Raw genomic sequence first — 20,224 nt, forward strand, 5'->3', positions numbered from 1 at the left:
TGCGGTCGGCCACCACGTCCTGCGGCATCGCATCGGTCATCGCCGTGCGGATCAGACCCGGCTGGATGGCGTTGGCACGGATGCCGTAGCGGGCCCCCTCCTTGGCCGACGCCTTGGTCATCCCCACGATGCCGGCCTTGGCAGCGCTGTAGTTGGTCTGCCCCAGGTTGCCGATCTTGCCGCTCAGCGACGAGAGGTTCACGATCGCGCCCCCGCCCTCGCGCCCACGCATGTGCGTCAGCGCCGCCCGGGTGCCGAGCCAGGTGCCCTGCAGGTGCACGTCGATGACCTGCCGGAACTGCTCGAGCGTCATCTTGTGCGCGACCGCGTCACGGGTGATGCCCGCGTTGTTCACCAGCACGTCGACCCGGCCGTGCGCGGCGATCGTGGCGTCGAACAGGTCCTGCACGTCCGACTCCGACGTCACGTCGCAGGCCGCACCGTGCGCTCGGTCACCGGAGAGGTCGGCGGCTGCCGCGTCGGCCGCGTCGGCGTCGAGGTCGGCCAGCACGACGGTCGCGCCCTGCTCGACGAACCGGGTGGCGATCGCCAACCCGAGCCCCTGCGCACCTCCCGTGACGATGGCGATCCGGTCCTGCAACAGCACGGTGGGCTCCTCGATCGGCGACCGAGCCGAGGCTAGTGCGCGACCCGGCACCGCCCGCCCCGATCGACGACCTCCGGGGCCTCGGCCCGGCTCGTAGGATGACCACCCTCCCGCCTCTCCCCACCTCGGAGCTCCCCGTGGAACTCGCCTCGTCCGTCGCGCTCGTCACCGGTGGCGCCTCCGGGCTCGGCCTCGCGACGGTCCGTCGTCTCGTCGACGGGGGCGCCCGCGTCGTCGTCCTCGACCTGCCCTCCTCCGAGGGTGGTGCCGTCTCGGACGGGCTCGGTGACGGGGTCCGCTTCGTCCCGGCCGACGTCACCGACGAGGACGCGGTCGCCGAGGCGGTCGGGGTCGCCTCCGAGCTCGGACGGTTGAACGTGGTCGTCAACTGCGCCGGCATCGGCCCGCCCGCTCGCGTCGTGGGCCGCGACGGGTCACCGGCCCCGCTCGACGGGTTCCGCAAGGTGCTGGAAGTCAACCTCGTCGGCACCTTCAACGTGCTGCGTCTGGCCGCGGCCGAGATGGTCCGCCACGACCTCGACGGCGAGGAACGCGGCGTGATCGTCAACACCGCATCGGCTGCGGCGTTCGACGGCCAGATCGGCCAGGCGGCCTACTCGGCCTCGAAGGGCGGCATCGTCGGGATGACGCTCCCGATCGCTCGCGACCTGGCCGACAAGCACATCCGCGTGGTGACCATCGCGCCCGGCCTGTTCGCCACACCGCTGCTGATGGGGCTGCCGCAGGAGGCACTCGACTCGCTCGGCGCACAGGTCCCACACCCGTCCCGGCTCGGGGACCCGTCCGAGTTCGCCCAGCTCGTCCAGGCCATCGTCGAGAACCCGATGCTCAACGGCGAGACCATCCGCCTCGACGGCGCCATCCGCATGGCGCCGCGCTAGAGCCGACCCCCCACGAGGAGCCGTCGATGCGCCGCGAGCTGTACACCGAGGAACACGACCTGTTCCGCCAGAGCGTCCGGACCTTCTACGAGCGCGAGGTCGTCCCCCACCACGCACGCTGGGACGAAGCCGGCATCGTCGACCGGTCGCTGTTCACCGCCGCCGGCGCGCAGGGGTTGCTGGCCTTCCAGGCGCCCGAGCGGTTCGGCGGCGCCGGGGTCGACGACTTCCGGTTCAACGCGATCATGGTCGAGGAGGCGCAGTACGCCGCGGTGTCCAGCGCCGGCCTGTCGTTGTCGCTGCACACCGACATCGTGCTGCCGTACTTCACGAAGCAGGCCGACGAGGCGCAGCAGGAGCGGTGGCTGCCGGGCATCGTGTCGGGCGAGCTGATCACGGCCGTGGCGATGACCGAACCGGGCGCCGGGTCGGACCTCGCCGGCATCCGCACGACCGCGGAACGGCGCGGTGACGTCTACGTCCTCAACGGGTCCAAGACGTTCATCACCAACGGCATCAACGCCGACCTCGTGGTGGTCGCGGTCAAGACCGACCCGAGCCAGCGCCACCGCGGGATGTCCCTGATCGTCGTCGAGGCCGACACGCCCGGCTTCGAACGTGGCCGCAACCTCCACAAGGTCGGCCTGCACGCCCAGGACACCGCGGAACTGCACTTCACCGACGCCGAGGTACCGGTCAGCAACCTCCTCGGCACCGAGGGCGAGGGCTTCGGCTACCTCACCGCCAACCTCGCCCAGGAGCGGCTGTCGATCGCGATCGCCGGGGTGGCCGCTGCACGTTCGGCGGTCGACCTCACGCTCGCGTACGTCAAGGAACGTGACGCGTTCGGCCAGCCGATCGCCCGCTTCCAGAACACCCAGTTCGTCCTCGCCGAGTGCGAGACCGAGGTCGAGGTCACCCAGCACTACATCGACCGCTGCATCCTGGCGCTCAACGCCGGCGAGCTCACCGCGACCGATGCCGCCAAGGCCAAGTGGTGGGCGACCGAGCTCCAGAAGCGGGTCACCGACCGCTGCCTGCAGCTGTTCGGTGGCTACGGCTACGTGACCGAGTACCCGATCGCCCGCCTCTACGCGGACGCGCGGATCACCACGATCTACGGCGGCACGACCGAGATCATGAAGACCATCATCGCCAAGGACCTCGGCCTGCGCTGACACCAGGTGGTGCAACCTCACCGTGACCGCGGACGCACCAGGTGGACCGCCGCAACCAAGGAGCTCGACCCCGCCGCCGCCAGGCGCCGCAGCGCCGCGTCGTGAGCACGTGGTCAGCGTCCGGCGGACGACCGGGACTCGCGCGTGTCCCCGCCGAGGCGGGTGCGAGCCGCTTCGGTGATCACCTCGTAGGCCGTGGCCACCACCTCGACGACCGGCTGACCCGCGGCCGTCCGGTCGAGCGGTTCGAGACCCCGCAGCGTGGCCGCCGGCACCCTCGGACGATCGGGTGGGAACCGGAGGTCCCCGAGGGCCGGACCGGCGACCCACCAGTCGTCCAGGCGTTCGTCCAGCGCCGGCACCTCGACGCGTTCGACCGAGGCCCACGGATCGTCGTCGCGTTCGGGGACAGCGGGCGCGACGTCGGTGCCACGCAGCGCCCGGAGGTTGCGCAGCAGCTCGTCGCGCTCGCGCCCCCGCCACCGCAGCATCAGGAACGGATCGTCGTCGAACGCCTCGGCGAGCAGGTAGTACACCGCGGCCAGGTGCTTGCACGGGTTGGCCCAGTCGGGGCAGGAGCATTCACCGGCGAGCTCGACGTGACGGGCGGGGAACAGCTCGACCGAGCACGCTTCGAACGCGGTCTCGATGTCGGCGGGCATCTCCCCCGCCAGCAGCGCGGCGAGGAACGACGCGCGCGCCACCATCGCGTCCTCGGCTCGGCGCCAGTCCGCCTCCGACAGCCGCGCCAGCGCGATCCGCACCCGGTACGGCCGGGCCCGCGACCCCTGCACCGATGCGGTGACCGCCCCCGGCGCGACGTCCATCGCGATGACCTGACCCTTGCGAGCGTAGGTCCGCCCGCGGTCGAGCCGCCCGCCGATGCCGAGCGACTCCAGCACCTCGAGGAAGCGGCGCGACCACCAGCTCTCCCCGATCTGCCCACGTCGGCTACGCGCCACGATCCCGCCCTCGACCGGGCGGGGCTTGGCGGGCGGCGGGAACCCGTCCGCCCAGCGGTCACCGCGACGTGGCACCGTCCACCTCCTCCTCGACGACCGCGTCGGCGCTCAGGGCGATCACCTGACGGAGCTCGTCGGTGGACAGCTCCGTGAGCCACCCTTCGCCGGTCCCGACGACCCGCTCGGCGAGGTCCTTCTTGCGTTCGATGAGCGTGGCGATCCGCTCCTCGAGCGTCCCCGCGCACACCAGCTTCCTGACCACGACGTCACGCTGCTGACCGATGCGGAACGCCCGATCCGTGGCCTGGTCCTCGACCGCCGGGTTCCACCACCGGTCGTAGTGGACGACGTGGTTGGCCGCGGTGAGGTTGAGCCCGACCCCACCGGCCTTGAGGGACAGGATGAACACCTGCGGACCACCGTCAGCCTGGAAGGTGGCGACCATCCGGTCGCGCTCGAGCTTGCTCACGCCGCCGTGGAGGTAGAGCACGTCGCGGCCGAGCCGTTCGCGCAGGTGCGCCTGGAGCCGGCTGCCCCACCGTGCGAACTGGGTGAACACCAGGACCTTCTCGCCCGACGCGAGCACCTCGTCGACCACCTCGTCCAACCGGTCGAGCTTGCCCGATCGGCCCGGCAGCCGGGAACCGTCGCCGAGCAGGTGGGCCGGGTGGTTGCACACCTGCTTGAGGCGCAGCATCGTCTGGAGCACGAGCCCGCGACGTTCGATGCCGTCGGTCTCTTCGATGCGCTGGAGCATGTCCTCGACCACGCCCGCGTAGAGGCTGCCCTGCTCGCGGGTGAGCCGGCACGACTCGTCGAACTCGAGCTTGTCGGGCAGATCGGTGATGATCGACGTGTCGCTCTTCTTGCGGCGTAGCACGAACGGCTGGGTGATCCTGCGCAGGCGGGCGGCAGCCTCGTCGTCGTGGAGCTTCTCGATCGGGACCGCGAACCGCTCGCGGAACGCCTTCTGTGACCCGAGGAGGCCGGGGTTGCAGAAGTCCATGATCGACCACAGCCCCGAGAGCCGGTTCTCCACCGGCGTGCCGGTGAGCGCGAGCCGACTCGGAGCGTCGAGCGCCCGGATGGCCCGCGTCTGCCGGGCCGCGGGGTTCTTGATGTTCTGGGCCTCGTCGAGGACGATCCGGCGCCACCCGGTCGCCGCGAGATCCTCGTGGTCCCGGGCGGCGAGGGCGTAGGTCGTCAGGACCAGGTCCGCGCGGCGTGCCTGCTCCGCGAACTCCTCGCCCTTCACCCGGTCGGTGCCGTGGTGGACCAGGACCCGCAGGGACGGAGCGAAACGGGCCGCTTCCCGTTCCCAGTTGCCGACGATCGACATCGGGCAGACCAGCAGCGTGGGTGCCGGCCACCGCTTCGACCGGCGGGTGATGGCGGTGCGCTCGTGGACGAGGAGGGCGAGCAGCTGCACGGACTTGCCGAGCCCCATGTCGTCGGCCAGGCAGCCGCCGAGGCCGACCGCGTCGAGGAACGCCAGCCACGCGAGCCCGCGTTCCTGGTAGGGCCGGAGCTGGCCGTCGAGACCGGCCGGGGTGGTCAGCGCCTCGATCCGCCGATCGGCGGACCCGTCGAGGAGCACCCCGAGCGGACCATCGGCGTCGATACCTGCGAACTCGAGCTCCGTGCCCGGATCGGTCACGCCGAGCCCGATCCGCGCGGCCTCGGCGACCGTCATCTCGCCGCTGGCGCCGTCGGTCAGGAACCGGAGCGCGGCGGCGAGATCCTCCTCACGCAGCTCGACCCAGCGACCGCGGGGACGGACCAGCGGTGCCTTGAGCCGCGCGAGCTCGGTCAGCTCCTCGACGGTCAGGCTCTGGTCGCCGATGGCGACCTGCCAGCGGTAGTCGACGATCCCCTCGTAGCCGAGCAGGCCCGAGTCCTCGCCCGGCTCGGACCCCGACGTCGCGCGGAGGTCTGCAAGCGCGCACCGAGTCGCGCCGGGCGACGCGGCTCGTCGGGGAGCAGCACACCGAAGCCGGCCTGCTCGAGCAGCGACGCGGTGTCGCCGAGGAACGCCAGCACCTCATCGAGGTCGAGGTCGAGGGCCTCCGGGCGGGCGGCGTCGAGCGCCCGTCCTATCTCCGGGTATAGAGACGAGCAGCGCGACCGAGGTCACCGAGCAACCGCTCCTCGGGAGCTTCGAGCGTGCGGTCGAGGAACCGCAGGGTCTCCTCGGAGGTCCAGATCTCCGCGGCGGGCACGATCAGGCTGGGGTCGTCGGTCGCCTGGAGGGTGAACTCGAGCCGCCAGCCCGGCTCGGTCGCGACGTCTCCGTCGTGAGGGATGTCCGCGTTGTCGGCCCGGACGGTCGGTGGCGGAGGCTCGAGCCGGAACGCCGCACGCAACGGCGTCGCCTGCTGGCCCGAGCGGTGCCACCGTTCGAGTTCCTTGGCCAGCAGCTGCAGCTCGCCGATATCGACGTGGGCCACGCCCGGGTCGTCGGCGGTCAGGGCGAGCAGCCACGCTCGTTCGACAGCTCGTCGACCACGACCAGAGGTGAGACGACGCCCCCCGAGGGCGCTGCGGCAGGCGGCGTCGACGAGATGCTCGACGAGCTCGCGCAGCACCTCGCCGGCCGGCCGTCGTTCCTCGCCGGCCGCGGCCAGCAACGCCGCCGGCAGCGCGGGTACGAGCGCGGTGAGCCGGCGGCGGTCCATGGCGTCGAGGACCGGCGACCAGCGTGCCTCGAAGCGTCCGGCGCGCGTGACCAGTCCGGGGACGACCCGTCCACGGGCCGTGAGCTCCAGGGCGAGCGTCGCGAGCGTCGCGAGCGTCGCAGCCGCACGGAGCGAGGCCGCGGGTCGCGTGTTCGGCGGCGTCTCGGCGGGGACGCTCGCCAGCAGCGCGAGTGCGTTGCCGGCGTCGAGCTCGAGCGCGTCGGCCCGCCAGGACCGCGTGCCACGCGCGAGCTCGCTGACGTCGCTCGCGCCGGGCAGGTCCGGGGACGGCAGCCCCGGTGGGCAGGAGGAGCTGCGTCTCGACCCACGGCGAGGTGCGGGCCAGGTCGAGACCGGTGAGCTCGCCCAACGCTGCCCGCAGCGTCGACGCCCGCGCCGCGTAGGGGTGACGCTGCGGCCGACCGTCGGCGGGTGCCCGGCCCCGGGGACGCGGGAGCCGCCCGGCGACCAACGGCTGTTCGCCCCAGACGTGCAGACGATCGTCGGCCGCCCACACGGCGTGCAGGACCGTCACGAAGGTGGGGCCGGGTGGCGTGACACGAGATCCACAGGTCAGCTCCAGCTGCGCACGGGTCACCCGGGGGAAGCCACTACGGCGCGAGGGACAGCGCGGAACGTCGGATGGGGCAGCATAGACGACGACCGCCGGCGTTCCGAGCACCCACGAGGAACCCTCGTTGCGCTGCGGCGGAGGGTCGGGTCAGGGAAGCGGCCGAGGGTTCGTCGCTGCGGTGTCCGCTGTGACGGCCACCGGCACGACAGTGCCCTTGCGCGAGAGCGCAGAGGCGCTCCTCGCCGTCGCCGATGGCGTGGATCTCGCAGCGGCAGGCCGCTTGACGCGTGCCAACCGTCTCCGTCCGAGCGCGAGCGCGAGCGCGGAGGATCCCGGTCGACGTCAACGCTACTGGCAGGCTCTGCCGGCAGCCGAGCGTGGCGGTTTCCTCGCCATCCTCGCGGCCGGCTCCGCCGCGCCCACATCGGACGACGGGTCGGATCCGGTGCTGGTCTCCGCGGCGTCCGCGCCGGCGGCCTGGCGGGCACGGACCCAGCCACCGGGCCTTCTCCTACTCCTAGCAACCGGCGAGGAACGACTCGCAGAGCGTGATCGCCCGCGCCGTCGCACTGCCGACGAGCACCGCGACGTCAGCCGCGACCATCTCGAGGTCGGCGACGGACCCGAGGCCCGCGCGGTAGAAGACGAAGTAGCCCGGATCGAGAGCGGCCCCGATCTCGTGTTCGAGCGGGTCGGGCTCGCTCCGTGGCCGGCCGCTTCACTGCCCTGTCCGCTCCAGATCGGCGCGCACCGCCCGGAACCCCGAGTCGTCGGCGAGGTGGAGGTAGAGGTGCCCGCGCAGCGTGCCCTCGGGCTCCAGCACCGCCCAGCCGCGGCCGCTGGCGGGATCGTCCTCATCGTTGCCATCCCAGGTGAACTCCACCAACGGCCGCCCGTCACGCTCGGCGTACCGGCAGTCCATCCAGCCCGCCACGGCGATGAACCGGAAGCGACCGTCGTCGCGCGAGCCGAACTCGATGAAGGCCGGACCCATCAGATCCGCGGCGTCGACGTCCCACGCGTCCAACTCGACGATCCGCCACGCCCCTTCGAACCCGATCGCTCCACCCTCCCTGCTCGGTCACGGCTGCTCTTCCCGGGGAGGCGAAGCTACCGTCGCGCTGGGCTGCAACCTCGCCGTCTCCGACACTCGCTTCAGGCCCGTCGATCAGCGATCCACGCGATCCGCCCGATGAGCCCGTCCCGAGATCAGGCATCCAGACCGGTCCGAGCGCGAGCGCGGCAGCGGTGGGAGACCGAAGGATCGGCGCATCGGGCCGATGTCCTCGGTGATATCCTTACCGCCTTCACGGGATATCTAGGGAGGGTGCGCGATGACCCGCACGGTGGTGAACATCGATGATGACGCGCTCGCTGGTGCCGCCCGAGAACTGGGAACCACGACCAAGGTCGAGACGGTCAACCGCGCGCTGGCAGAGGTCGCCAGTCGCCGGGAACGGCTCGCGTTCCTCGACCACCTACGCACCAGCGACGACGACCTGGGGGACGACGAGATCATGGACACGGCTTGGGAGTGACGCGCTACCTCGTGGACAAGTCGGCGTACGAGCAGCAACGCCACGATGAGCGGGCCGAGGCGACCCTGACCGCGATCGCGACCGAGGGGCGCCTGGCCGTCTGTGAGATCATCGCGCTCGAGTTGCTCTGCTCCACCCGCAACGCGTCGGACTACGAGGCTCTTCGGACTCATCTCGATGCTCTGACCTGGTTGCCGGTCGACGCCGCGGTCACCCGGGCAGCGCTCGACGTCCAGCGGCGCCTCGCGCAGCGTGGCCAACATCGATGTCCGATCCCCGATCTGTTGGTCGCTGCCACCGCCCTGGTCCACGATGCGACGGTGCTGCACTACGACAGGGACTTCGACCTCATCGCCGAGGTGACCGGGCAGCCGACGGCCTGGATCATCCCGCGGGGAAGTGGGCACGGGCAGACGTGAGTCGCCTTCGACCACGGCCAGCGAACTCAACCTCGGCTGATGCCGAGCAGCCTGCGGATGCGGTCGGCACGCATCCCACCGTGCAGCGCCTCGCGCTCGACCTCGTCGAGGAAGGCCAGCAGCTGCTCGCGGCGGGTCGGGTCGTCGAGCGCCTCACGGGGCGTGAGCCCACCGAGCATCGGGATCGACTCATCGACCCAGGCCTCCTCACGATGGGCGATCTCTTGGTCGAGGACCTCACGCAACTCCTCGGGAAGGTCGTCGGGGTCGACGAGACCCGACGCGTCCGCGCTGCGGTCGGCGCTGCGGTCGGCGCTGCGGTCGGCGCTGCGGTCGGCGCTCGCCGCGACCTCCGTCAGCGGTCGCCGGCTCTCGTCGAGCAGCTCGACGCCCTCGACGACCTCCTCGATCACCGACATGAGCCGCTCGAGGGGTGCCTCGGCGTTGGTCTCGATCCGCAGACGGTCGCCGTCGAGCACGAGCTGACCACGTCCCCACCGCTGGCCGTCGACCTCGATCCACTCGACGAATCGCCCACCGTCGTCCAGGGCCTCGTAACGCTCGGCGAGCGCGGCCGCCGCCCGGGTGGGATCGCCGACGCGGTACTCGGCGGTGCAGATCACGGTCGGTTCGCCCTCCATGGTCAGAAGGGTCGGTGGCGCCTCGAGCGCCGCCACCCAGGCACAGATCGCCACAGCGCCGGGGTCGGTGTCGAGCAGGGCGAGGACCGCGTCCCGATGTTGCACCGGCACCCGGACCGCCCCGCCGGACAGCTGGTGGCTGTGATGGTCGGGCAACACCCGCGCGAACAGCGCCTGGCCGGCGGTGAACTGATGGCTGCCGGCGCGCTCCCGCACACCCACGCGGTCTCCAGAGCGAAGGTCGAGCAGCTCGAGACCCACACCGGCGTCCACCTCGACGACCTCGTACAGCGAGCGGCGCGTGCCGACCCAGCTGGTGGCCAACTCGCGCTCGTCGTCGGGGAGCAGCACGCCGCGCTGGACGAGGAACCGCTCGAGGCCGCCCGCCTCGAACATCGCGGCGTCGACCACGACCCCATCGTCGACGGCGCGTTCGAGACGTCGGTCGTCGGTCGCGTCGCCCGCGCGTGCCTCGATCAGCGGCAGCAACAGGCCCCGGTGGAGCGGCCGGGTGAGGTGGCTCATGACCTTGTCGAGCAGCCATCCGACACGGTCCGGCAGCGGGCCGCCGCCGACCCGGTCGCAGCACTTCTTGAACTTGCGTCCCGAGGCACAGGGGCAGGCGTCGTTGCGGCCGACGCTGCGGGCCGCGACACGACGGCCCTCCAGACGCGTCACGCGGAGGTCGTCGCCTGGCACGCCGGCCCGTCGCAGGTGGCTGAGTGCGCCGGCGACATCGCCGCGGTCCTCGAGGTACCACGCGAGATCCTCGTGCGCGGGCGCGCACGCCGGGTCTCGGGCGGCGCGCCGCAGCGCGGTCTCCGCGGCCAGTGTCTGCCCGCGAGCTTCTGCGACGCGCGCGACGACGAGGTCGAGCGCCGAAGCAGCGGCCCCGCGCGCATGGGGCCGCAAGACCCGCTCGAAGCGCTCGAGGGCGCCGACGCCGGCGTCGAGCCCGCCGATGTCGAGGGGGCCGGTGCCGAGCTGGAGGTCGACCAGCGCCTCGGCCACCTCCGGTGCCAGGCGCAGCATGGGCGTGAGGTTGTCGGCGAGGTCGGCGGGCAGCTCCTCGAGCTCATCGCGCTCGCACAGGTCCAGGGCGGCCTCGAGGATGCCGACCGCCTGGGCCTCCATCTCGTCGAGCCCGTAGACCTCGGCGAGCAGCAGCGCGCGCACCTCGTCCTGCGGCGCCGACTCGTCCGGCCCGTCGGGGTCGAACACCTCGGCGTCATCGTGGGCGAGTCCGGCGCGGTCGAGCAGCTCGGCGAGCGGAGCGGTCGCCCGGCAGAAGGTGACGGGGAAGTGAGTGACGGTCTCGAGCACCAGCTCCGGTGCGTCGAGGGGTCCCCCGACCACGTTCGTCGCGCCGAGCGCAGCGAAGGTGTCTGCCAGGTGCTGCGCGGCGAGCTCGGCGTCCTCGTCGTCGAGGCCGTCGTCCGACACCCGAGTGACGGTCAGCCGACCGTCCTCCACTCGGCAGGCGACGAGGTCGCCGGCTGCGAGCCCGGCGGGTAGCCAGCCGGGCGGACCGAACAACGAGCTGCCACGCCGCTCGTCGAACGGGTACGCCGGATCGAGCATCCGCACCGCGCGGCCATCGTGGAGGGCCGGAGGGGGCAGGAAGGTCACCATCAGCGGAAGGTCGGGCATGACCTCGAGGCGCTGCTCCGCGAGCTCGAGTCCCGTCACGCGGTGGGTGAAGGTCCGGCCTTCGACCAGGCTGGGCAGGTAGACCAGCCGACGATCGCGCAGCCGCAGCATCCCCGGCACGTCCCAGAGCAGGTCGCGCATCTCCTCCAGCTCGGCAGCGTCGACGACGCCGTCTCGAACGAGCCGGTCGGCCACCTCCTGCTCGGTCAGCGGGCTGCTGGTCGTCAACAGTTCGCGCACCGCGAGCACCACCGCGGTCTCGACATCGTTGAGACCCCAGTCCTCCAGATCCTCGCCGGAGCGCTCCACCCACGTCACGTCCGCAACCTGGTCGTCGAGGTCAGCATCGTCGAGGGCGGCGTCGTCGTCCGCGACCGCCCGGAGCGCCGGGAGCGCCGGGAGCGCCGGGAGCGCCGGGAGCGCCGGGAGCGCCGGGATGTCGTCACGCGCGTCACGCGCGTCACGCGCAGGACTCCATGCCGCCGCAGCGGCGCGCGGGAGCACCCAGGCGCCCACGGTGGTCAGTCGAGCGTCGTCAGGACCGTCGACCACGACGCCGGCGGCGTCCCAGGCCAGGAGCACCAGGAAGAAGCCGTGCTCGATGATCTCTCGCTCGTCAGCCTCCAAGGGAGGTTCCTCGACCTCATCGACCTCATCGGCCGCGAACCCGTGGTCGACCAATGCCGACGGCGTGGCGTCCGAGCCCGGGCCCGCGCGAACGGCTCCCAAGATCGCGCCGACCCAGTCGACCAGCTCGAGCGTCATGATCGACGCCGCCTCGTCAGGAGGCAGGCCCGGATCCTCGACCATCGAGATGGTGGCGGCGACCGCGGCGATGAGCAGCGTCCCGTCGTCGAGGTCATCCGGCCGCTCGATGCCCGCCGCCTGCAACATCCACCTCGCGGGAGTCGCCCCTCGTGCGTGGGCGCGCCGCAGACCACCCGCGGCCGCCGAGAGCTGCTGGTCGGAGGGCGTCGGCACAGCGACCTCGGAGAGGCCCAGCGCGACCACCTCCGCGGCGTGGCGTTCAGCCTCGGCCCACGCCTCCATGAGCTCCTCCTCGAACTCCACGTCGTCGTCGAGCGCGTCCCACCACACGCCGTGGTCGTCATCGCGCCCATCACGATCGTTGCCGTCGCTCTCGCCTGTCATCGCCACCTCGACCCATCCCGGAAACCACCGTACGTCGGCGACGCCAGTGGTCGCGCTCGCTCACCGACACGATCTTCAGGAGCTCGTCGTAGGTGAAGCGGCTGGGATGCTCGCGGTAGGCGCCCCAGACGTCTCGACAGCCTCGTCCTCTCGGCCGAGCTTACGAAGCACCTTCACCTTCATCCACCCCAGCGAACCCGCCGGGGTCCAGCGCGGCCTCGATCTCGCGCTCGAGCGGGTCGGGCTTGCCCCGTGGTCGGCCACTCACAGCCCCATCTGCTCCTGTTCGGTGCGAACCGCCCGGAACCTGTGGAAGGTCGACAAGCTCGAGGGCAAGCCCTGCGTCCGTGGCCTGCGCATCACCGTGGAGACCGTGGTCCGCCTGGTCGCCGCCGGCTGGTCGTTCGATCAGATCCTCGAGGAGTACCCCGACCTCGAACAAGCTGACATCCAGCAGGCGCTGGAGTACGCGGCCGCAGCGACCGACGTGCACGTGCATCGGCTCCGCTCCCCCGCGTGAAGCTACTCATCGATGAGAACCTGCCACCGCGGCTCGCGGGTCTGCTCACCGAGGCTGGCCACGCCGCCGTGCACGTCCGCGACCTCGAGGCAGCCGGATCGTCCGACCGGCAGATCATCGACCTCGGGCTCGCCGACGGGCGGACCATCGTCTCGGCTGACACCGACTTCGGAGCGCTTCTGGCTTCGACGGGCGCCACACAGCACCTTCCGTCATCCTCGTCCGCGAGGTGGTCGATCGCCGCCCACCGGAGCTCGCCGACCTCCTGACCGCTTGCATCGAGCAGCTCGAGGCCCAGCTCACCGGAGGGGCGATGGTCGCACTCACCCCCGCCGGGGCCCGGGTTCGCCGACTCCCGCTGCTGTAGATCCGGTCGCCCCAGTTCCCTGCTGGGTTCCGCATGGCCCCAGTCCGAGGATCGCCGTGACACGCTTCAGGGTCCTCGCGCGTGTCTACAGCGACGGACCCCGCCCGACCCCTACCCGCCCACGCCCAGCATCCCGGAGGCCACCTGGTACGTGCAGCCCAACGAGCCAGGCTGCTGGCAGGTCACGGCCGCAGACCGAGGGGAGGACCTGAGCTACACCTACCTCATCGATGAGCACGAGGGCGAGGCATCCGTCGCGTCGCCTCGTCACCGACCCGGAGCTGGCCGGGCTGTGCGAGGACGTCGACAACGCGATCGCCGAGGGCTCGGCAGGTAGCTCGACCCCAGAGGACGCGCCCAAAGCCTTCCTCGACCAGATCCCGATCCTGCGAGACACAACCATCGCCGGCACCACGATCACGCACCGAGGCAAGGTGGTCGGTGAGATCCAGCTGATCGAGTCTCCGGCCGGTGGCTACCTCATCACCCGCGCGAGCTGGTGCTACCCCGGCGGTTCGGACTGAGCCCAAGAACCACCGCAACCGAGATCTCGCCCCGACAGGTGGGTCAGCACGAGCTCGGCATCAACGGCACAAGATTCGTAGCAGGGTTCCAGTTTACGTACTTCTGTGTGCCTGGCTGACCGCGCACGACTTCTCGCCGGCTCACCATCGATCCCTCCTCGGTCACTCAGGACCGTAGCGAGGTACCGCCGACAGCCGAGTGCACGTGCGCGCCGGTGTGGATACTCGACGTCTGGCCATCACGCGAGATCGGCGAGGTCGTCCCACCGCTCGACGAGTTCGGCCTCGATGAGGCTGCCGCCGAGCAGCTCGGGGAACACCACCAGGACCGTGTCGACACCGGTCGCGGAATAGGTGCGGATACCCTGGTCGCCGACCGCGTGGGCCTCGGTCCCGAGCTGCTGGCACACCCTCCAGTCGTCGGCAACGAGCTCGTCCTTGGTGATGCAGAGATGGGTGCGCGTCGCCGCGTCGGTGAGGTCGAGCACCCGGTGTAGGTCGAGTTCGTAGCGGTACAGCACTCGAGGCAGCAGCCCTTCCACCCCGACGACGTGCCGGGTGCCCTGCCGGGTCAACTCCGCGACCACGCACGGTCGGGTCTCGCACAGGTAGAGGGCCGGGAAGCTGCCAGGCGGATTGAACCGACCGCCGTTGATCCTTGCGCCCTCGCCACTGCGCGGGTCGTAGCGCGGCGACTGGTTCCGGAACGCAGTAGCGACGTGCGCTACGCGTGGGGCGGTGGCGATCCGGCTTCGGTCGAGCACCATCAGGCGGTGACGCCCTCACCGATCGACAGGATCGCCCCGATCACTCGGCGGTACTCGCCCTGCTCGATCAGGTCCATCGGCTTGTCGTAGTCCAGTGCGGGCACCGGGCTGCGGAGCCACAACCGGGCTGGCTCGTCGCGCATCACCTCGCGGAGGACGTCGATGACGGCCTTCAACTCGAGCAGCCGCTCCTCGTTCTGCCGGCGTGGCTCCGCCCCGGTGGTCGTCCAGCGAGCCACCGACCGAGGTGTTGTGCCGAGGATCCGCGCGATGTCGGGGGCGTCCACGATGGCGGACTCGAGCATGTCGTCGAGCAGCGTCGTGACTGTGCTCATCCGCGTCCCTCCGAGATACATGCTTGTGATTCAACACCCGTACGCGTATCTTACGTCGTTAGAACGTCGACGTAAAGTCAGGTTATCAGCGACGGACGGTCTCGGTTTCGGCCACGGTTACCTTCCACGGGTGGAGCTGGGCAACTACCGAGCCCTAGAGCGGGCGCTCGGTCTGCAGTCGCTGTTCGACCCCGAACCGGTGTCCCTCCCCTGGGTCATCCTCGACGGCTCGTGGGTCACGACCAACCGCGACATCCTCCCGATGCTGAGGTCAGCGGGGACGCGCTACCTCATCGACACCTCCGCTTGGCGGTTCCAGACTGACAGCGCCTTCAGCGTCGCTCGCACGGGTGACCGAAGCACAGCAGGTCTCGTCGTTTCCAAGTTCGATGCGACTGGATCACGCCGAACGGGAGTGGCAAGCCGCGCGCCGCACCGCCACGAGCGTCAACACCGCCCTCTGTGAGGCGAGGCAGGTTTCGGCGAACTCCCAACGGAGCACCTCGATAACCAACTCGCCGTTCTCCGACAGCGCGCTACTCGCAGCGAAGCGCCTGAACCCCGGCATCTCATGGTGTCGAATAGCGAGAACGGCTCTAGCCTTCTCAAACTGGAGCACCACTCCAGTTTTCGTACTTCTACGTACTTCCGGAACGCCGCGAACGAAAGGCGCTCAGAAAGAACGCCCCGTAGCGGGCGCTACGAGGCGTTCTTCGGGTGGAGGTGATCGGATTTGAACCGACGGCCCCTTCGTTGCGAACGAAGTGCCCTAAAGCGCGATCGACACATCAGAAAGGGCCTGAATAGCTGCGAATCAGGGCCGTAAACTGTAATCGAGGGTTTCGAGATGTTGGCCTGCACCGCAGCTGCACCACAGCAAGATTCGGGGATCTACGGCAGGTTCCCGCATCATCCCTCACCCGATTGTGGTGCCAGTGTGGTGCACCAGCCGTGCCCAGTCAGCCTGCCTGCACCGATTGTCGCTTGGCCGAGACGCCCACCGAGCATCGCACCCGGGCAACCTTGCTGCCCACACCGACAGTGCGACGACACGTTCGCGGTGGCGCTCCGCCAGGCTATCTCTGTCCTTGCCGTCAACACCGCGACGGAGAGCCGTGAGGGCATGGTCGTCATCCACGCCACCAGGAAGTTCCTCGACCGCGTCCCCACGCCGCCCTCCGACATCGACCAGCCGACGGGACCGCTCGGAAGCTGGTACGCCACCGTGCTGTTCTGGAAGCCCCAGGTCGCGCCGCTGGTCGACGAGCACACCTACCTACCGCTGCTGATGCCCCTCGCGCCGGCAAGCCACGCCACGCTCCTCCAACGGTTCCCCGACGCGATCGAGACACTCCTCGCTGCCCACCACACCACGCACCGGCGCCCTTCGTCCGGGCGACCGCCGCAGCCGCACGAGAACCCGTCGTCCCCGGACCGCAACCGTCACGCCCTCGGTGTCATGAACGAGCTCGCACACCTCGCCCCCTTCCACCACACAGCCGGGGAGATCGATCTGTCACGCTTGCCTTCGACCTCGCCCGTACCCCGATCGGTCCGGTGTACACGACCCACGTCTCACCCGACCGCGCTCTCACCGCCCTCACCCACAGCTCGTAGCCGACAACACACCCGATCCGAGTCCCCGTTGTGTGCGGTGCGGCTCCGGGACGCCTCGCGACGCCGGTCATCCGTCCATAGTCGGCTCCGCCTCGTGCCGCCTCGCGCGTGCGAGTGCTCGTTTTGGGCCGGGCCATCGAAGGTTCTGGGCAGGACGGGTGACGTTCAGTAGGGTCGCCGGCGACCGATCGCGGGAGCCCGTGGGAACGACGGGCTGAGAGGGTGGCCGCCACCACCGACCGTCAGCACCTGATCCGGGTAACGCCGGCGGAGGGAGGCATCGATGTCTATCGATGACGTACATCCAGGAATCTCGCGTGCCCACATCGACGGTCCGGACGGCGTCCGTGTCCCGATCACCCGCGTGGCGTTGACGGCGACCAGCGGACGCTTCGGGGACGAGCCCAACGACCCGGTCGAGCTCTACACGACCTCCGGTCCCCACGGGGATCCCGACGTGGAGATCGACCTCGCCCGCGGCATCGCTGCGGTGCGTGAGACCTGGGTCCGAGATCGTGGCGATGTGGTGGAGGTCGGTTCAGCCCGCCCGTACGCGGCCGGCCCGGCAGCCGGCACCCGCCAGAGTCCTGCAGGTCCCGCCACCGCGGGGCCGGGTGAGGGACGGCCGATCCTGCGGGCGGCGCCGGGTCGCAACGTCACCCAGTTGCACTATGCGCGCCGCGGTGAGACCACGCCGGAGATGGCCTACGTGGCCGCGCGCGAGGGCGTCGAGCCGGAGACGGTCCGGGCGGCGATCGCCTCGGGACGGGCGATCCTTCCCAACAACGTCAACCACCTCGAGTCCGAGCCGATGGTCATCGGCCGCGACTTCGTCACGAAGGTCAACGCCAACATCGGCACCTCTGCGGTGACCTCCTCGATCGAGGAGGAGGTCGACAAGCTCGTGTGGGCCTGCCGCTGGGGCGCCGACAACGTCATGGACCTGTCCACGGGCGCGCACATCCATCCCACCCGCGAGTGGCTGATCCGCAACAGCCCCGTGCCCATCGGCACCGTGCCGATCTACCAGGCGCTGGAGAAGGTCGGCAACCAGCCCGAGGAGCTGACCTTCGAGCTGTTCCGCGACACGGTCGTCGAGCAGGCCGAGCAGGGCGTGGACTACATGACCATCCACGCCGGCGTCCGACTCCCCTACGTGCCGATGGCTGCGAACCGCGTCACCGGCATCGTCTCGCGCGGCGGATCGATCATGGCGGCCTGGTGCCTGGCCCACCACCGGGAGAGCTTCCTCTACGAGCGCTTCGACGAGCTGTGCGAGATCTTCGCCGCCTACGACGTCGCGTTCTCACTGGGCGACGGGATGCGGCCGGGCAGCGTCGCCGACGCCAACGACGAAGCGCAGTTCGCCGAACTCGACACCCTGGGTGAGCTCACGCGCCGGGCCTGGGAGCATGACGTGCAGGTCATGGTCGAGGGCCCGGGCCACGTCCCGCTCGACAAGGTCGTCGAGAACGTCACCCGGCAGCAGCAGGTGTGCGACGGCGCACCCTTCTACACGCTCGGGCCCCTGGTCACCGACATCGCGCCGGGCTACGACCACATCACCTCGGGCATCGGCGCCGCGGTGATCGGCATGGCCGGCACCGCGATGCTCTGCTACGTCACGCCCAAGGAACATCTGGGCCTACCCGGACGCGACGACGTCAAGCAGGGGCTGATCACCTACCGCATCGCCGCCCACGCCGCCGACGTCGCCAAGGGACATCCGGGCGCACAGCGCCGCGACGACGCGTTGTCCAAAGCGCGGTTCGAGTTCCGGTGGGAGGATCAGTTCAACCTCTCGTTGGATCCCGACACCGCCCGGGCGATGCACGACGAATCGCTGCCGGCGCCCGCAGCCAAGACCGCGCACTTCTGCTCGATGTGCGGGCCGGGCTTCTGCTCGATGCGTATCAGCCAGGACGTACGAGAGTACGCCGCCGAACGCGGGCTCGACGAGGTCGAGGCGCTGCACGTCGGCATGGAGGAGAAGGCCGAGGAGTTCCGCCGCCTCGGCGGCAGGCTCTACGTCGAGACCTGATGGAGCCACGCGTGCGGCCAGCAGCCACACGGTGCCGGGACTGTGATGCCGCGGACCTGTGAGGATCTCCATGGGCAGGTATGCGGTCCAACGGACGTGGGCTCGGGTCTTCGCGATCGAGTGTCTCCCGAGCCGTCATGCCGTGCCGAGCCCCCGGTAATGTCGGCCGCGGCAACAACCATGCGAGGTGTCGAACGAAGGAGAATCGGGAAGCCGGTGAGGATCCGGCACGTGGCCCGACACGGTGACCGAGGAGTACCGCTGCTGCGGCCTGAAGCGGAGCCCCGCCATGTCCATGGACAGTCCAACGATGCCCCTCTACGACGCAATCCATGCACGCCGCGACGTGCGCGGACAGTTCACGGGCGAACCCATCCCTGAGCGGACCCTGCGACGGGTGCTGGAAGCCGCCCATGCCGCACCCAGCGTCGGGCTCACCCAGCCGTGGGACTACATCCTCGTGAACCACACCGACACACGCACACGATTCTGGCGGCACGTCGAGCAGGAACGCGCTGTCTTCGCCTCGACACTGGATCCTCAGGCCGCGCAGCGCTTCGAGCGCATCAAGATCGACGGGGTCCTCGAGGCCTCGCTCGGCATCGTTGTCACCTACGACCCCAACCGGGGCGCCCCGGCCGTGCTGGGACGGCATGCGATCGCCGATACTGGCCTGTACTCGGTGTGCCTGTCGATCCAGAATCTGTGGCTGGCCGCGACCGCCGAAGGCCTCGGCGTCGGATGGGTCTCGTTCTACCGAGAGGAATTCCTCCAGGAACTGCTCGACATCCCGTCCACGATCCGACCCGTCGCGTGGCTGTGTATGGGTCCCGTGACGCATCTCGAATCCGCCCCCGACCTCGAACGGCACGGATGGCGCCAACGTCAACCGCTGGAAGCAGCCCTCCGCATGGACCGGTGGGATCAGCGAGGAATCGTCTCACACCCCGATCAACGCCCCGGCCGACCCAACCGGTGCCGGGAGACCCAGATTCTCTCCCGGCTCTGGGAGCGGATCAGGCGATGATGGCGAGCACCGCCACCTCGGCGACGACGCCGACCGCACCGACGAGGTCGCCGGACGCGGCACCGACGCGGCGTCGCCACCAGGCGGTCGAGCCTGCCGCGACCGCGGTGGCGGCCGCGATGACCGCGGCAACCTGCCACGGACCTACGCCGACGAGCAGCAACACCGCCACGGCCGTCATCAGCGACCAGGCCAGGACCGGCGGGGTGGCCGCGGCGGCGAGCGCGGTCGCGCTGCTTCCGCTGCTGCGGGGCGAGCCGGCCAGCGCGGCGACCATGGCGGCTCGGCCGACCACCGGTACGGCGATCAGCGCCCACGCCGGATGCGATCCGAACTCCCCGGTGTCCGCGGGGGCGGCCAAGATCAGAGCCACGAACGCCACCCTCATCAGCAGCACGATCACCAACGCCAGGGCGCCGAGTGCGCCGACGTGCGGATCGCGAGCCACCTCCAGCGCCTGCGGGCCTCGGCGGCGGGAGCCGACGACGTCCCCGATGTCGGCGACCGCGTCGAGGTGCAATCCCCCGGTGACGATCGCATCCACCGTCACCACGATGACGGCGGCCACGAGAGGATCCCACCACGCGAGGGCGCCCACCGCGACACCGGCCCAGAGACCGCCGATGACCAGTCCGACGATCGGGAAGGCGATCAGGGCTCCGCGGCCCGGAGCGGCATGGAGCCTCCCGACCGGCAGGATGGTGAGGAAGCCCAGCGCCGCCCGCACA

General features: G+C 70.5%; 19 protein-coding genes, 2 pseudogenes and 2 riboswitches. Of the genes and pseudogenes, 10 read left to right on the plus strand and 11 right to left on the minus strand.

Features of this window, described 5'->3' with window-relative positions:
- On the minus strand, positions 1 to 607 hold a 607-nt coding region (locus WEB03_RS10230), incomplete at its 3' end, for an SDR family oxidoreductase (RefSeq protein WP_368070852.1).
- Between the two features lie 137 nt (positions 608 to 744).
- Between WEB03_RS10230 and WEB03_RS10235 the strand changes: the two genes are divergently transcribed.
- Both WEB03_RS10235 and WEB03_RS10240 read left to right on the plus strand, forming a co-directional pair.
- A complete protein-coding gene (locus WEB03_RS10235; protein WP_368070853.1) occupies positions 745 to 1,509 on the plus strand; it encodes a 3-hydroxyacyl-CoA dehydrogenase in 765 nt (254 codons plus the stop codon).
- A gap of 26 nt (positions 1,510 to 1,535) precedes the next feature.
- Positions 1,536 to 2,687 (plus strand): acyl-CoA dehydrogenase family protein, encoded by a 1,152-nt coding sequence (locus WEB03_RS10240; RefSeq protein ID WP_368070854.1) that lies wholly within the window; start codon positions 1,536 to 1,538, stop codon positions 2,685 to 2,687.
- 113 nt (positions 2,688 to 2,800) lie between these two features.
- On the opposite strand, the gene WEB03_RS10245 is transcribed toward WEB03_RS10240, so the two are convergent.
- The 6 genes and pseudogenes from WEB03_RS10245 to WEB03_RS10270 all read right to left on the minus strand — a co-directional run bounded on the left by WEB03_RS10245 (position 2,801) and on the right by WEB03_RS10270 (position 7,925).
- A complete protein-coding gene (locus WEB03_RS10245; protein ID WP_368070855.1) occupies positions 2,801 to 3,724 on the minus strand; it encodes an SWIM zinc finger family protein in 924 nt (307 codons plus the stop codon).
- Positions 3,708 to 5,342: a DEAD/DEAH box helicase gene (locus WEB03_RS10250; protein WP_368070856.1), complete on the minus strand. Its 1,635-nt coding sequence runs from the start codon at positions 5,340 to 5,342 to the stop codon at positions 3,708 to 3,710. The genes WEB03_RS10245 and WEB03_RS10250 overlap by 17 nt, the downstream gene beginning before the upstream one ends.
- Before the next feature lie 36 nt (positions 5,343 to 5,378).
- Positions 5,379 to 5,537 (minus strand): annotated as a pseudogene (locus WEB03_RS10255) (SNF2 helicase-associated domain-containing protein); the annotation flags it as partial.
- Positions 5,474 to 5,689, minus strand: a complete 216-nt coding sequence (locus tag WEB03_RS10260; protein ID WP_368070857.1) for an SNF2 helicase-associated domain-containing protein — start codon at positions 5,687 to 5,689, stop codon at positions 5,474 to 5,476. The pseudogene WEB03_RS10255 and the gene WEB03_RS10260, both read right to left, overlap by 64 nt.
- Before the next feature lie 53 nt (positions 5,690 to 5,742).
- Positions 5,743 to 6,324 (minus strand): hypothetical protein, encoded by a 582-nt coding sequence (locus WEB03_RS10265; protein WP_368070858.1) that lies wholly within the window; start codon positions 6,322 to 6,324, stop codon positions 5,743 to 5,745.
- Positions 6,325 to 7,616: 1,292 nt separating this feature from the next.
- Entirely contained in the window at positions 7,617 to 7,925 is a 309-nt protein-coding gene (locus tag WEB03_RS10270) for a hypothetical protein (RefSeq protein WP_368070859.1), read from the minus strand.
- A 307-nt stretch (positions 7,926 to 8,232) separates the two neighbouring features.
- Here WEB03_RS10270 and WEB03_RS10275 point away from each other — a divergent pair, with 307 nt between their 5' ends.
- Complete coding sequence (locus tag WEB03_RS10275) at positions 8,233 to 8,436, plus strand: type II toxin-antitoxin system VapB family antitoxin (RefSeq protein WP_368070860.1); 204 nt, start codon at positions 8,233 to 8,235, stop codon at positions 8,434 to 8,436.
- On the plus strand, positions 8,433 to 8,855 hold the full coding sequence (locus WEB03_RS10280; RefSeq protein WP_368070912.1) for a PIN domain nuclease: 423 nt from the start codon (positions 8,433 to 8,435) through the stop codon (positions 8,853 to 8,855). Before WEB03_RS10275 ends, WEB03_RS10280 begins: the two co-directional genes overlap by 4 nt.
- 26 nt (positions 8,856 to 8,881) lie before the next feature.
- Here WEB03_RS10280 and WEB03_RS10285 read toward each other — a convergent pair whose 3' ends face one another.
- Complete coding sequence (locus WEB03_RS10285; protein WP_368070861.1) at positions 8,882 to 12,298, minus strand: SEC-C metal-binding domain-containing protein; 3,417 nt, start codon at positions 12,296 to 12,298, stop codon at positions 8,882 to 8,884.
- A gap of 289 nt (positions 12,299 to 12,587) precedes the next feature.
- On the opposite strand from WEB03_RS10285, the gene WEB03_RS10290 reads away from it, so the two are divergent.
- The 3 genes from WEB03_RS10290 (at position 12,588) to WEB03_RS10300 (ending at position 13,709) form a co-directional block, all read left to right on the plus strand.
- The gene (locus WEB03_RS10290) at positions 12,588 to 12,818 is read left to right on the plus strand and encodes a DUF433 domain-containing protein (RefSeq protein ID WP_368070862.1); all 231 of its coding nucleotides are present in this window, start codon (positions 12,588 to 12,590) and stop codon (positions 12,816 to 12,818) included.
- On the plus strand, positions 12,815 to 13,087 hold the full coding sequence (locus WEB03_RS10295; protein WP_368070863.1) for a DUF5615 family PIN-like protein: 273 nt from the start codon (positions 12,815 to 12,817) through the stop codon (positions 13,085 to 13,087). Before WEB03_RS10290 ends, WEB03_RS10295 begins: the two co-directional genes overlap by 4 nt.
- A 328-nt stretch (positions 13,088 to 13,415) precedes the next feature.
- On the plus strand, positions 13,416 to 13,709 hold the full coding sequence (locus WEB03_RS10300; protein ID WP_368070864.1) for a hypothetical protein: 294 nt from the start codon (positions 13,416 to 13,418) through the stop codon (positions 13,707 to 13,709).
- Between the two features lie 239 nt (positions 13,710 to 13,948).
- Here WEB03_RS10300 and WEB03_RS10305 read toward each other — a convergent pair whose 3' ends face one another.
- Positions 13,949 to 14,476: an RES domain-containing protein gene (locus WEB03_RS10305; protein WP_368070865.1), complete on the minus strand. Its 528-nt coding sequence runs from the start codon at positions 14,474 to 14,476 to the stop codon at positions 13,949 to 13,951.
- The gene (locus tag WEB03_RS10310; RefSeq protein WP_368070866.1) at positions 14,476 to 14,811 is read right to left on the minus strand and encodes an antitoxin Xre/MbcA/ParS toxin-binding domain-containing protein; all 336 of its coding nucleotides are present in this window, start codon (positions 14,809 to 14,811) and stop codon (positions 14,476 to 14,478) included. Before WEB03_RS10310 ends, WEB03_RS10305 begins: the two co-directional genes overlap by 1 nt.
- On the opposite strand from WEB03_RS10310, the gene WEB03_RS10315 reads away from it, so the two are divergent.
- The 3 genes and pseudogenes from WEB03_RS10315 to bluB form a co-directional block, all read left to right on the plus strand.
- A complete protein-coding gene (locus WEB03_RS10315; protein ID WP_368070867.1) occupies positions 14,798 to 15,277 on the plus strand; it encodes a hypothetical protein in 480 nt (159 codons plus the stop codon). The genes WEB03_RS10310 and WEB03_RS10315 overlap by 14 nt on opposite strands.
- Before the next feature lie 1,331 nt (positions 15,278 to 16,608).
- Positions 16,609 to 16,721, plus strand: a riboswitch (TPP riboswitch).
- Positions 16,712 to 18,469, plus strand: coding sequence for a phosphomethylpyrimidine synthase ThiC (gene thiC / locus WEB03_RS10320; RefSeq protein WP_368070868.1), 1,758 nt, complete (start codon positions 16,712 to 16,714; stop codon positions 18,467 to 18,469). (Overlaps the previous riboswitch by 10 nt.)
- 168 nt (positions 18,470 to 18,637) lie before the next feature.
- Positions 18,638 to 18,776: riboswitch (cobalamin riboswitch) on the plus strand.
- A 3-nt stretch (positions 18,777 to 18,779) separates the two neighbouring features.
- Positions 18,780 to 19,391 (plus strand): annotated as a pseudogene (gene bluB, locus WEB03_RS10325) (5,6-dimethylbenzimidazole synthase); the annotation flags it as partial.
- Between the two features lie 94 nt (positions 19,392 to 19,485).
- Here the strand turns inward: bluB and WEB03_RS10330 are convergent.
- The gene (locus tag WEB03_RS10330) at positions 19,486 to 20,223 is read right to left on the minus strand and encodes an adenosylcobinamide-GDP ribazoletransferase (protein WP_368070869.1); all 738 of its coding nucleotides are present in this window, start codon (positions 20,221 to 20,223) and stop codon (positions 19,486 to 19,488) included.
- Position 20,224 lies beyond the last annotated feature (1 nt).

Source organism: Nitriliruptor sp. (assembly GCF_040882075.1).
Taxonomy (GTDB): domain Bacteria; phylum Actinomycetota; class Nitriliruptoria; order Nitriliruptorales; family Nitriliruptoraceae; genus Nitriliruptor.